9 protein-coding genes and 4 tRNA genes are annotated in these 12,619 nt (G+C 68.9%); 8 read left to right on the plus strand and 5 right to left on the minus strand.

Features of this window, described 5'->3' with window-relative positions; translation table 11 throughout:
• Nucleotides 1–6 precede the first annotated feature (6 nt).
• The 6 genes from AB0I06_RS25905 to AB0I06_RS25930 all read left to right on the plus strand — a co-directional run bounded on the left by AB0I06_RS25905 (nt 7) and on the right by AB0I06_RS25930 (nt 4,983).
• A tRNA-Glu gene (locus AB0I06_RS25905) sits at nt 7–79 on the plus strand.
• A 35-nt stretch (nt 80–114) separates the two neighbouring features.
• A tRNA-Asp gene (locus AB0I06_RS25910) sits at nt 115–189 on the plus strand.
• Nucleotides 190–213: 24 nt separating this feature from the next.
• Nucleotides 214–287, plus strand: a tRNA-Phe gene (locus AB0I06_RS25915).
• 182 nt (nt 288–469) lie between these two features.
• Nucleotides 470–4,414: an ATP-dependent RNA helicase HrpA gene (gene hrpA / locus AB0I06_RS25920; RefSeq protein WP_363121240.1), complete on the plus strand. Its 3,945-nt coding sequence runs from the start codon at nt 470–472 to the stop codon at nt 4,412–4,414.
• A gap of 93 nt (nt 4,415–4,507) precedes the next feature.
• A tRNA-Asp gene (locus tag AB0I06_RS25925) sits at nt 4,508–4,582 on the plus strand.
• 212 nt (nt 4,583–4,794) lie between these two features.
• Nucleotides 4,795–4,983 (plus strand): DUF6274 family protein, encoded by a 189-nt coding sequence (locus AB0I06_RS25930; RefSeq protein WP_363121241.1) that lies wholly within the window; start codon nt 4,795–4,797, stop codon nt 4,981–4,983.
• 463 nt (nt 4,984–5,446) lie between these two features.
• On the opposite strand, the gene bldC is transcribed toward AB0I06_RS25930, so the two are convergent.
• Nucleotides 5,447–5,653: a developmental transcriptional regulator BldC gene (bldC, locus tag AB0I06_RS25935; protein WP_003949541.1), complete on the minus strand. Its 207-nt coding sequence runs from the start codon at nt 5,651–5,653 to the stop codon at nt 5,447–5,449.
• Nucleotides 5,654–6,253: 600 nt separating this feature from the next.
• Nucleotides 6,254–7,099: a hypothetical protein gene (locus AB0I06_RS25940; protein ID WP_363121242.1), complete on the minus strand. Its 846-nt coding sequence runs from the start codon at nt 7,097–7,099 to the stop codon at nt 6,254–6,256.
• Between the two features lie 253 nt (nt 7,100–7,352).
• Between AB0I06_RS25940 and AB0I06_RS25945 the strand changes: the two genes are divergently transcribed.
• Complete coding sequence (locus AB0I06_RS25945; RefSeq protein WP_363121243.1) at nt 7,353–8,456, plus strand: amino acid dehydrogenase; 1,104 nt, start codon at nt 7,353–7,355, stop codon at nt 8,454–8,456.
• 308 nt (nt 8,457–8,764) lie between these two features.
• Nucleotides 8,765–9,010: a DUF3073 domain-containing protein gene (locus AB0I06_RS25950; RefSeq protein WP_030251636.1), complete on the plus strand. Its 246-nt coding sequence runs from the start codon at nt 8,765–8,767 to the stop codon at nt 9,008–9,010.
• An 83-nt stretch (nt 9,011–9,093) separates the two neighbouring features.
• Here AB0I06_RS25950 and purM read toward each other — a convergent pair whose 3' ends face one another.
• The 3 genes from purM to AB0I06_RS25965 all read right to left on the minus strand — a co-directional run bounded on the left by purM (nt 9,094) and on the right by AB0I06_RS25965 (nt 12,584).
• A complete protein-coding gene (purM, locus tag AB0I06_RS25955) occupies nt 9,094–10,173 on the minus strand; it encodes a phosphoribosylformylglycinamidine cyclo-ligase (protein WP_363121244.1) in 1,080 nt (359 codons plus the stop codon).
• 44 nt (nt 10,174–10,217) lie between these two features.
• Nucleotides 10,218–11,747 (minus strand): amidophosphoribosyltransferase, encoded by a 1,530-nt coding sequence (purF, locus tag AB0I06_RS25960; RefSeq protein WP_363121245.1) that lies wholly within the window; start codon nt 11,745–11,747, stop codon nt 10,218–10,220.
• A gap of 63 nt (nt 11,748–11,810) precedes the next feature.
• Nucleotides 11,811–12,584, minus strand: coding sequence for an META domain-containing protein (locus AB0I06_RS25965; RefSeq protein WP_363121246.1), 774 nt, complete (start codon nt 12,582–12,584; stop codon nt 11,811–11,813).
• Nucleotides 12,585–12,619: the final 35 nt, after the last annotated feature.

Raw genomic sequence — 12,619 nt, forward strand, 5'->3', positions numbered from 1 at the left:
CCGATAGCCCTCATCGTCTAGCGGCCTAGGACGCCGCCCTTTCAAGGCGGTAGCACGGGTTCGAATCCCGTTGGGGGCACGCACCACCCTGTGCGACACTGTCGTACGAAGCTTGGTCCTGTGGAGCAGTTTGGAGTGCTCGCCACCCTGTCAAGGTGGAGGCCGCGGGTTCAAATCCCGTCAGGACCGCTGAGGTTTCACGTGAAACCTCGTGGCTGGGTAGCTCAGTTGGTACGAGCGATCGCCTGAAAAGCGATAGGTCGCCGGTTCGACCCCGGCCCCAGCCACAACCGCCCTCACCAGGGCCTGAGCCCCTCTCCCTCACCGGAGAGGGGCTCTTTCGTGCGTCAGGACGCAGCAGCCGAGCGAGGGCGGGCGTCGCATCGCCGAGCCCCTCCCACGCCGCCCGGGGCCCCCGGGACAAAAGCGTTAGCCACGAATTTCCCGGGGATGAGATCCTGGATCCCGTATGTCTACGCAATCCGCCCCCGCCCTCGGCGCCCTCGCCCCCCGCCTGACCGAGCTCTCCCTGCGCGACGCGCACCGGCTCGGGCGCAGGCTCGAAGGTGCGCGCAAGATCCGTAAGCCGGAGGCCCGGGCCGCCGTGCTCGCCGAGATCGAGGCGGAGGTGGGCAAGGCCGAGGAGCGGATGGCCGGGCGGCGCGCCCTCGTGCCCGAGGTGACGTACCCGCAGCAGTTGCCGGTCAGCCAGAAGAAGGACGTGATCGCCGAGGCCATCCGCGATCACCAGGTGGTGATCGTCGCCGGCGAGACCGGCTCCGGCAAGACGACGCAGATCCCCAAGATCTGCCTGGAGCTCGGGCGCGGCGTGCGCGGCATGATCGGGCACACGCAGCCCCGCAGGATCGCCGCGCGAACGGTCGCCGAACGTGTCGCCGAAGAGCTGGACACGCCGCTGGGCGGGGCCGTCGGCTGGAAGGTGCGTTTCACCGACCAGGTCGATCCGGAGGCGACCTTCGTCAAGCTGATGACGGACGGCATCCTGCTCGCCGAGATCCAGACGGACCGCGAGCTGCGCGCCTACGACACGATCATCATCGACGAGGCCCACGAGCGGTCCCTCAACATCGACTTCCTGCTGGGTTATCTGGCGCAGCTGCTGCCCAAGCGCCCTGACCTCAAGGTCGTCATCACCTCGGCCACGATCGACCCCGAGCGCTTCTCGCGGCATTTCGGCGACGCCCCGATCATCGAGGTCAGCGGCCGCACGTACCCGGTGGAGGTCCGCTACCGGCCGCTGCTGGAGGAGGACGGCGACGACGCCGACCGCGACCAGATCACCGCGATCACCGACGCCGTGGAGGAGCTCCAGAAGGAGGGCAAGGGCGACATCCTCGTCTTCCTCTCGGGTGAGCGGGAGATCAGGGACACGGCCGACGCCCTCGCCAAGAAGAACTACCGGTTCACGGAGATCCTGCCGCTGTACGCCCGGCTCTCACACGCGGAGCAGCACCGCGTCTTCCAGCCGCACACGGGCCGCAGGATCGTTCTGGCGACGAACGTGGCCGAGACCTCGCTGACCGTGCCGGGCATCAAGTACGTCATCGACCCCGGCTTCGCCCGGATCTCGCGCTACAGCCACCGCACCAAGGTGCAGCGACTGCCGATCGAGCCGGTGTCGCAGGCCAGCGCCAACCAGCGCAAGGGCCGCTGCGGCCGTACCTCGGACGGTATCTGCATCCGGTTGTACAGCGAGGACGACTTCAACGCCCGTCCGGAGTTCACGGACGCGGAGATCCTCCGGACGAACCTCGCCTCCGTCATCCTCCAGATGACCGCGGCCGGCCTCGGCGACATCGAGAAGTTCCCGTTCATCGACCCGCCGGACCATCGCAACATCCGCGACGGTGTCCAGTTGCTCCAGGAGCTGAACGCCCTGGACCCGGCGCAGAAGGACCCCCGCAAGCGGCTCACGGACACCGGCCGGAAGCTCGCCCAGCTGCCCGTCGATCCCCGGCTGGCCCGGATGGTGCTGGAGGCCGACAAGAACGGCTGTGCGCGGGAGGTCATGGTCATAGCCGCCGCGCTGTCCATCCAGGATCCGCGGGAGCGCCCCGCCGACAAGCAGGCCCAGGCCGATCAGCAGCACGCCCGGTTCAAGGACGAGACCAGCGACTTCCTGGCCTATCTGAACCTCTGGCGCTATCTCCGCGAGCAGCAGAAGGAGCGGGGTTCGTCGTCCTTCCGCCGGATGTGCAAGCAGGAGTACCTCAACTTCCTTCGCATCCGCGAATGGCAGGACATCTACACGCAATTGCGTACGGTCGCCAAGCAGATGGGCATCCACCTCAACGAGGACGACGCCCCGGCCGACCGCATCCACGTCTCCCTCCTAGCCGGCCTGCTGTCGCACATCGGCATGAAGGACGTGAAGGAGGGCGCGAAGAACGAGTATCTGGGCGCTCGCAACGCCAAGTTCGCCGTCTTCCCCGGGTCGGCGCTCTTCAAGAAGCCGCCGCGTTTCGTGATGTCCGCCGAGCTGGTGGAGACGTCCCGGCTCTGGGCCCGCGTCAACGCGAAGATCGAGCCGGAGTGGGTCGAGCCGCTCGCCGCCCATCTGATCAAGCGCACCTACAGCGAGCCGCACTGGGAGAAGGACCAGGCCGCGGTGATGGCGTACGAGAAGGTCACGCTCTACGGCGTGCCGATCGTGGCGCAGCGGAAGGTCAACTACGGGCGGATCGACCCGGAGGTCAGCCGTGAGCTGTTCATCCGGAACGCGCTGGTCGAGGGCGACTGGCGCACGCACCACAAGTTCTTCTCGGACAACCGCCGGCTCCTCACCGAGGTCGAGGAGCTGGAGCACCGGGCGCGGCGCCGGGACATCCTGGTCGACGACGAGACGCTGTACGACTTCTACGACCGGCGGATTCCCGAACACGTCGTCTCCGGGGCGCACTTCGACTCCTGGTGGAAGCACAAGCGGCACGACCAGCCCGACTTCCTCGACTTCGAGCGCGAGATGCTCATCAACGAGAAGGCGGGCGAGGTCACCAAGGCCGACTATCCGGATTCCTGGCGTCAGGGGGATCTGAAGTTCCGGGTGACGTACCAGTTCGAGCCGGGCGCCGACGCCGACGGCGTGACCGTCCACATCCCCCTCCAGGTCCTCAACCAGGTCACGGACGAGGGGTTCGACTGGCAGATCCCGGGCCTGCGCGAGGAGCTGGTGACGGAGCTGATCCGTTCCCTGCCCAAGCCGATCCGCCGGAACTACGTCCCCGCGCCGAACTTCGCGAAGGCGTTCCTGGACCGGGCCGTACCGCTCCAGGAGCCGCTCACCACGACCATGACCCGCGAGCTGAGGCTCATGGTCGGCGTGCCCTTCGAGGCGGACGACTTCGACCTGTCCAAGGTCCCCGACCACTTGAAGATCACGTTCCGGATCGTCGACGAACGGCGCCGCAAACTGGCCGAGGACAAGGACCTGGAGGCGCTGAAGCTCAGGCTGCGCCCGAAGGCCCGCAAGGCCCTGTCCCAGGCCGCCGCGGCGACGGCGCAGCGCTCGGGCGGCGAGTCCCTGGAGCGCTCGGGCCTGACGGACTGGACGATCGGCACCCTGACCCGCGTGTTCGAGACCCGGCGGGCCGGCCAGCCGGTGAAGGCCTATCCGGCGCTGGTGGACGACGGCGACACGGTCTCCGTGCGCCTGTTCGACACCGAGGCGGAGCAGGCCCAGGCGATGTGGAAGGGCACGCGCCGGCTGATCCTGCGCAACATCCCGGTGAACCCGGCGAAGTTCGCGAGCGAGCGCCTGACGAACGCCCAGAAGCTGGCGCTGTCCGCGAATCCGCACGGCAGCATCCAGGGTCTGTTCGACGACTGCGCGATGGCGGCCGCGGACAAGCTGATCGGGGACTTCGGCGGGCCGGTGTGGGACGAGGAGTCGTACCGGAAGCTGTACGACAAGGTGCGTGCCGAGATCGTCGACACGACGGTCCGTACGGTGGGCCAGGTGCAGCAGGTCCTGGCCGCCTGGCAGGCCTGTGAGCGCCGTCTGAAGGCCGTACGCAGCCCCGCGCTGCTGCCGAACCTCCAGGACGTGCGGGCGCAGCTGGACGCCCTCGTGAAGCCCGGCTTCGTGACGGAGGCGGGGCTGCGGCGGATGCCGGACCTGATGCGCTACCTGGTGGCGGCCGACCGGCGTCTGCAGCAGATGCCGACCAACGTCCAGCGGGACACCACGCGCATGGAGAAGGTCCACGAGATGCGGGACGAGTACGCGTGGCTCCTGGAGCAGATGCCGCAGGGCCGGCCGGTGCCGTCGGCGGTCCTGGACATCCGCTGGATGATCGAGGAGCTCCGGGTCAGCTACTTCGCCCACGCGCTGGGCACGGCGTACCCGGTGTCCGACAAGCGGATCGTGAAGGCGATCGACGCGCTGGCGCCGTAACGGCACCGGCACGCAGGGTGAGTTCGACCAGGGACTCCCCCTCCTGTACAGTCTCTTCTCGCAGCGCAACGCACGAATCGCACTGCGAAACCTGGTCCTGTGGAGCAGTTTGGAGTGCTCGCCACCCTGTCAAGGTGGAGGCCGCGGGTTCAAATCCCGTCAGGACCGCAGAGAAAGAGCCCGGATCTTCTGATCCGGGCTCTTCGTCGTCCGCACCGCCACCAGGGCTCGGATCCGAAGATCCGGGCCCTTTCGCGCGCCCTGACCTCTCGTTAAGCCTCCGCAAGCCTCTCCGCGCCTCACACGCCGTCTTGACGCCTCTTCATTCCCTCGGTACCCCAGAACCAGGCCGTGCCTGTGCGGCCTTCCGGAGGTGGCGTATGGCGACAGCGGCCAGGCACGAGACGCGGGCCCTGCTCCGCGCGCATCTGTCGGCCGCGTCGTCGTACCGGCATCTGACGCGGCATTGCCCGATCTGCCATCACCTCTTGCGGCTGGCGATGGAATCCGTGCCGCGTGCCGCTCGGGCTCCGGCCGGGGAGGGCGAGAACGCGGCTCGCCGGGCGTGAGCGGCGGGCGGCCCCAACACCCGCCGGAGCAGGGGCTGCTGGAGCCGGTGGCCTCCTTTACCGCACGCGCGGCAGAGCTAACAAGCCGCTTGGTATGTGACGGGTGTCACCGCATGAGTTTTACGAAGTGCGGTACTTACGCCCCGCCTACAAAGGGTCAATTTAATATGTGCAATTGCACCCTGACCGAGGGGCCGCGCACCGGGGATCCGACACCCCTCCCCAGGCTCCTACAAGGCCGCTCACAGCAGGTTCCCCGGACCCACCGCGGGCGCACAAAAAAGATCGCGCTGGACCCGGCGGAGTCCAGCGCGATCGACGACGCACCCTGTTGCATGCCTGCAAAGCTCTGACTGGCTTGGGCGTGGGGCCTGTTGGGGCAGGATCCCGCGTCGCTTGGAGCTGTGGTCACGGACGCCTCGGCCGATGGGGGATCAGCCGGTTTGTCCCGTTATTCAGTTGTTCAGGCCTCGCTGCGCTGCTGCGGGATGCCCGCGAGCAGAGCGCGGACCTCGGCCTCGCGGTAGCGCCGATGCCCGCCGAGCGTGCGGATCGACGTGAGCTTGCCGGCCTTCGCCCACCGCGTGACCGTCTTGGGGTCGACGCGGAACATGGTGGCGACCTCAGCCGGGGTCAGCAGCGGCTCGGCATCAGGGGTGCGAGCGGTCATGAGCGGCCTCCTCGGGAGAACCGAACCTTCTCGGTTCTTTCCTCTAAATTCTGCACCTTGACCCGCGTTGCCCGAAATGGCGGACGCGAGTCGAGTCGGTTATAGGACGAACGGCTTGTCCTCGGCACTACAACTACACCATCTGTCCAGCCGCGTCGGCCAAACCGATGGAATTGCCCCTCCAGGTGTTCATCAGCGACGGAAGCCGATGGACCATGCCATAGCGGACAGTCACACCGCTGTGACGATCAGTCACAGCGGTGTCAGGAAGTCACCAGACCCCCCAAAGCGTGCAATGCTGAGATTCCCCCCATAGTGCAACACCATGGGACGGAAGGAGCCCTCCCCGGACTCCTTGTCCTATTTTGGCATGAGGAGGGGCAAGGGGCGCAAGAGCCTCGTACGTGTAGTCCGTCACGCTTGGCCTACTTGAGAGGTCTGCCCGGATCGGTCCCCACCGTCCTGTGTTGACGGAGCCTCAGAAGACGCTCAGCCCGCTTCAGGAACTCGGTGCGAGGACGAAACCCCAAATCGGGCGGTTCGTCAAACGTCAGTTCGTGACCTACGGCGAGCGGTCCGTACGGACATCCAGGTCAGGGATCAGTTGGCCGACCGCAGATCCCGCACGGAACGCCACCGCTGCACGAGCCGGGCGTAGGCCTCCCCCGCGGCGGTCCCGTCGCCCCGGCGCAGCGCGGCGATGCCCTCGGCCACGTCCGCCGCGGAGTGGTCGTCCTCCAGCGCCCCGGCCGGCACCGCGTGCACCAGGCCGCCGTAGTCCAGTTCCACGTGCGAACGCGGGTGGAACTCCTCCAGCCAGCGCCCGACGTCCACCAGGCCGTCGATGAGCGGCCCCTCGTCCATCGCCTCCCGCAGGGCGCGCAGGCCCCGGGCCACCCGTCGCCTGGCCTGCACCATGGGGGTGCGGTAGCGCAGCACGGGCGGGCTGCCGGCCGAGGCGCCCTTGTCGTACTCGCGCTCGTCGTCGGAGACCAGCACGAACCAGTTGATCGGCACCTGCCAGGTGGCGGTGCGGATCCACGGCCGGGCGTCCGGGTTGATCGCCAGCCAGCGCTCGTAGTCCTGGGCGGCCTGGCGCCGCAGCACGGGGGGCAGGACCGCGTCCATGACCGGCGGCGGCAGTTCCTCGGCGAGCTCGTCCAGGGCGAGCCAGCCGCGCAGCCGGGTGCGCCAGGGGCAGACGCAGACGACGCCGTCGACATCCAGCACGAAGGCTTCCTCGCTCTCGTGCACCGGCACCGGAACGGGCGGGGTGGGAGCCAAGTCGGCCAGGGCCCGGCGGAGTTCGTCCTGGTACGAGGGGCGGTCCGTGCGGCGGGCGTAGCGGGCCCACTGGCTGCGCTCCGGCTCGGGGAAGGCGGCCAGCGGTTCGTACACGCGCAGGTAGGACGCGTAGGGGACGATCACCGAGGTCACCTTGGGCACGCCTGCTCCCTCCCCCGCGCACCGCCGGGAAAACCTGCGGAGCCCACTCGCGGTCGCGCGGGAAATCCATGCAAATCGTCGCACGGGTGTACTCCGGTCGGAGGTGATCCTGTGCACAGAGCGGCCGGCGGGCCCACCAGGCCCTAATCTCGTGCTCAACAGTCCCCGCCACCCTCCCCCACAGCCAAAAGCGCGGGGGGATCGCCACGGGAGCTGGTCTCCACCCGCCGCAACTTACTCAGGAGTCACCACAGTGACCGACGTAACCGGCGCACCTGCTGATGTACTGCACACCCTGTTCCACTCGGACCAGGGCGGACATGAGCAAGTCGTGCTCTGCCAGGACCGCGCGAGCGGCCTCAAGGCCGTCATCGCCCTGCACTCCACCGCCCTGGGCTCCGCGCTCGGCGGTACGCGCTTCTACCCGTACGCGACCGAGGCCGAGGCCGTCGCCGACGCGCTGAACCTCGCCCGCGGGATGTCGTACAAGAACGCCATGGCCGGTCTCGACCACGGCGGCGGCAAGGCCGTGATCATCGGCGACCCGGACACGGTCAAGAGCGAGGAGCTGCTCCTCGCCTACGGCCGGTTCGTCGCCTCCCTCGGCGGCCGGTACGTCACCGCCTGTGACGTCGGCACCTATGTCGCCGACATGGACGTGGTCGCCCGCGAGTGCCGCTGGACGACCGGCCGCTCCCCGGAGAACGGCGGCGCCGGGGACTCCTCCGTCCTCACCGCCTTCGGCGTCTACCAGGGCATGCGCGCCTGTGCGCAGCACCTGTGGGGCGACCCCTCGCTGCGCGCGAAGCGGATCGGCATCGCCGGGGTCGGCAAGGTCGGCCACCACCTGGTGGAGCACCTCGTGAAGGAGGGCGCCGAGGTCTTCGTCACGGACGTGCGCGAGGACGCCGTACGGCGGATCACCGAGCGGCACCGGGACGTGATCGCCGTCCGGGACACCGACGAGCTGATCCGCATCGACGGTCTGGGCATCTACGCCCCCTGCGCGCTGGGCGGGGCGCTGAACGACGAGACGGTTCCGGTGCTCACCGCCGAGGTGGTCTGCGGCGCCGCCAACAACCAGCTCGCCCACCCGGGTGTGGAGAAGGACCTCGCCGACCGGGGGATCCTCTACGCGCCGGACTACGTGGTGAACGCCGGCGGTGTCATCCAGGTCGCCGACGAGCTGCACGGCTTCGACTTCGACCGGTGCAAGGCGAAGGCGTCGAAGATCTTCGACACCACGCTGGCCATATTCGCACGTGCGAAGGAGGACGGCATTCCGCCGGCCGCCGCGGCCGACCGGATCGCCGAGCAGCGGATGCACGACGCGGCCGTGGCGCGCCGGGCGCGGTGATCCCGGCCTGATCCCGGGCGCCTCGCACGTTTGGCCGGTACCCGCCGGTGGGCAGTTAGAGAGAACTCTCACTTCTCCCGGCGGGTCGACCGCCGATAAGTGGTTAAAATCGCGGTTGACCAGCGAGGACGGGGCGCCTCGAAGGTCCTGGGCGCGGGCACGTCATGCGGGCGACGTACCGTATGGGCGCGGGCTCAGGTACCGTGGAAGCCCTACGGACCGGTCTCTCCGCGGAGAGGCCGTGCCGGACCATGAACGCGTGTCAAGACTCTGGGGCCGTCGAGCCCCGTCGTTGAGGGGGTCGAGCCATGGGGCGCGGCCGGGCCAAGGCCAAGCAGACGAAGGTCGCCCGCCAGCTGAAGTACAACAGCGGTGGGACTGACCTCTCACGCCTGGCTGAGGAGCTGGGTGCATCGCCTTCGAATCCGCAGCCGCCTAACGGCGAGCCGTTCGAAGACGATGAGGACGACGACCTGTACGCACGGTACGCCGACCTCTATGAGGACGACGACGACGAGGACGACCAGTCCTCGCAGCATCGTCGCGGCGCTTGACCCTGCACTGAGCATGTTCCCGGTCGGTGACTTCGGTCACCGACCGGGTTCTGCGCTGCCCGCAGGGTCATGACCCCCGTGCCTCAGCTCGCGTAGTCACCGATCAGGGCGGCACCAGTGGTGTGCTCGCCCCGGTCCGTGATCTCTCCGGCCACCCAGGCGTCCACGCCACGGTCGCCGAGGGTCGCCAGGGCCACGTCCACGGACTCCTGGGGCACGATCGCGATCATGCCCACGCCCATGTTCAGGGTCTTCTCGAGCTCCAGGCGCTCCACGCTGCCCGTACGGCCGACGAGGCCGAAGATCGGGTCCGGCGTCCAGGTGGAGCGGTCCACGACCGCGTGGAGGCCGTCCGGGATGACCCGGGCGAGGTTGGCGGCGAGCCCGCCGCCGGTGATGTGGCTGAAGGCGTGCACCTCGGTGGTCCGCATGAGGGCCAGGCAGTCCAGCGAGTAGATCTTCGTCGGCTCCAGCAGCTCCTCGCCGAGGGTGCGGCCGAGCTCCTCGATGTGCGCGTCCAGCGCCAGGCCCGCCTGGTTCAGCAGGACGTGCCGGACGAGGGAGTACCCGTTGGAGTGAAGACCGGAGGACGCCATGGCGATCACCGCGTCACCCGTACGGATGCGATCGGCGCCGAGCAGCCGGTCGGCCTCCACGACGCCCGTGCCGGCGCCCGCGACGTCGAAGTCGTCCTCGCCCAGCAGGCCCGGGTGTTCGGCCGTCTCGCCGCCGACCAGGGCGCAGCCGGCCAGCACACAGCCTTCGGCGATGCCCTTGACGATGGCGGCGACGCGCTCGGGGTGGACCTTGCCGACGCAGATGTAGTCGGTCATGAACAGCGGCTCGGCGCCGCACACCACGATGTCGTCCATGACCATCGCGACCAGGTCGTGGCCGATGGTGTCGTAGACGCCCAGCTGACGGGCGATGTCGACCTTGGTGCCGACGCCGTCCGTGGCGGAGGCGAGCAGGGGGCGCTCGTAGTTCTTCAGGGCGGAGGCGTCGAAGAGGCCGGCGAAGCCGCCGAGGCCGCCGAGGACCTCGGGGCGCTGCGCCTTCTTCACCCACTCCTTCATCAGTTCGACGGCGCGATCGCCGGCTTCGATGTCGACGCCCGCGGCTGCGTAGCTCGCGCCGCCCTCGGCAGGGGGTTTCTCGGACATGGCTAAGGAGACCTTCGTGTCGTACGGCAGGTGTTACGGGCCGTCTACGGGCGGCGGATCGCGTCGGCGGCGGCCGTGGCGGCCGGGCCGGCGGCCAGCTCCGTCTCCAGCAGCTGCTTGCCGAGCAGCTCGGGGTCCGGGAGCTCCATCGGGTACTCGCCGTCGAAGCAGGCACGGCAGAGGTTCGGCTTGGCGATGGTGGTCGCCTCGATCATGCCGTCGATGGAGATGTAGGCCAGGGAGTCGGCGCCCAGGGAGGTGCCGATCTCGTCGATCGTCATGCCGTTGGCGATGAGCTCGGCGCGGGTGGCGAAGTCGATGCCGAAGAAGCAGGGCCACTTCACGGGCGGCGAGGAGATCCGGATGTGGACCTCGGCGGCGCCCGCCTCGCGGAGCATGCGGACCAGGGCCCGCTGGGTGTTGCCGCGCACGATCGAGTCGTCGACGACGACCAGGCGCTTGCCCTTGATGACTTCCTTCAGCGGGTTCAGCTTCAGGCGGATGCCCAGCTGGCGGATCGTCTGCGAGGGCTGGATGAACGTCCGGCCGACGTAGGCGTTCTTGACCAGGCCGGCGCCGAACGGGATGCCCGAGGCCTCCGCGTAGCCGATGGCGGCGGGCGTGCCCGATTCCGGGGTCGCTATCACCAGGTCGGCCTCGACCGGGGCCTCCTTCGCCAGCTTGCGGCCCATCTCCACACGGGAGAGGTACACGTTCCGGCCGGCGATGTCGGTGTCCGGGCGGGCCAGGTACACGTACTCGAAGACACAGCCCTTGGGCTTCGCGTCCGCGAATCGGGAGGTGCGCAGGCCGTTCTCGTCGATGGCGACGAACTCGCCCGGCTCGATCTCGCGGACGTAGGAGGCGCCGCAGATGTCGAGGGCCGCGGACTCGGAGGCGACGACCCAGCCGCGCTCCAGCCGGCCGAGGACCAGCGGGCGGATGCCCTGCGGGTCGCGGGCCGCGTACAGGGTGTGCTCGTCCATGAAGACGAGCGAGAACGCGCCCCGGACCTTCGGGAGGACCGTGTGAGCGGCCGCCTCGATGGTCAGCGGCTTGCCCTCCTCGTCGACCTGGGCCGCGAGGAGCGCGGTGAGCAGGTCGGTGTCGTTGGTCGCCGCGACGCGCGGGGTGCGGCCGCCTTCCTGCTTGGGCAGGTCGGCGACCATCTCCGCGAGCTGGGCGGTGTTGACGAGGTTGCCGTTGTGGCCGAGCGCGATGGACCCGTGCCCGGTGGCACGGAACGTCGGCTGGGCGTTCTCCCAGACGGAGGCACCGGTGGTCGAGTAGCGGGCGTGTCCGACCGCGATGTGACCCTGGAGCGAACCGAGGGAGGTCTCGTCGAAGACTTGGGAGACCAGGCCCATGTCCTTGAAGACGAGGATCTGTGAGCCGTTGCTGACCGCGATTCCCGCGGATTCCTGGCCTCGATGCTGGAGGGCGTAGAGCCCGAAGTACGTGAGCTTGGCGACCTCTTCGCCCGGAGCCCAGACACCGAAGACGCCGCAAGCGTCCTGGGGGCCCTTCTCACCGGGGAGCAGGTCGTGGTTGAGTCGTCCGTCACCACGTGGCACGCCACCGAGTGTAGGCGAGGTCGACCGTTGGTCCGAATTGGGGATACCGGACTTTCCGGTGGATCACCGCTCGGCGACCGCTCGCACACGCGTACCGTTTTCGCTGGTCAGCGTGAGGGTTTGATGATCGACCGCGTACGTCAGCCGTCCGTCGAAAAGACGCAGCAGGGTCTTCTCGTCGGCCATGAGTGAGTCTTCGCACATCATTCGGGTCGTGGCGGGAGGGCCGAGGGTGATATGGCCGTCGCGCACCGTGGCCTCGGCGTTCACCTTGTTGCAGCCGAGGCTGCCCGCGACGGTGCCCTTCTTCGCGTCGAAGGTCAGGTGGGCCCGGCCGTCGGCCTTCGGGGCGGTGACGGTCCACTCGGTGCCGGCCAGCGGGGCGTCCTTCGCCTCGCTCAGGCGGACGGTGTCGCCCGAGCCGGTGGTGAGGGTGAGACGGTCGCCGTCCACCTCGGCCTTCAGCTCCTGGCCGGAGAAGGCCCGTGCGAGGGTCGTCTCGAACGCCATCGGCTTGTCCTCGCAGGCCATCTGGGTGGACCTGGTCCTGCCCAGCCGGACGCGGTCGCCGTCGACGGTGGCCTCGGCGCTGAAGTGGTTGCAGCCGAAGCTGCCCTCGGCGCGGCCCTTGTCGATGGTCACGTGGGCGCCACCGGGGGCCTTCTGGGTCTTTCCGCCGGCGGTGACGCTGTCCACGGCCCACCGCACCCCGGTGACCGGCTTCCCGGCACCGGCCGAGCCGCTGCCGCCGTCCGCCTTCTCACTGCCACAGGCCGCCAGGAGCGGGACGAGCATGGCGGCGGCCGTCAGGGTCATGCGCTGCTTCTGCCTGTCCATGCCGCTTCGACGGGCGAGGCGGGGGGATCGGTTCC

The organism is Streptomyces sp. NPDC050674 (genome assembly GCF_040654575.1).
GTDB lineage: Bacteria > Actinomycetota > Actinomycetes > Streptomycetales > Streptomycetaceae > Streptomyces.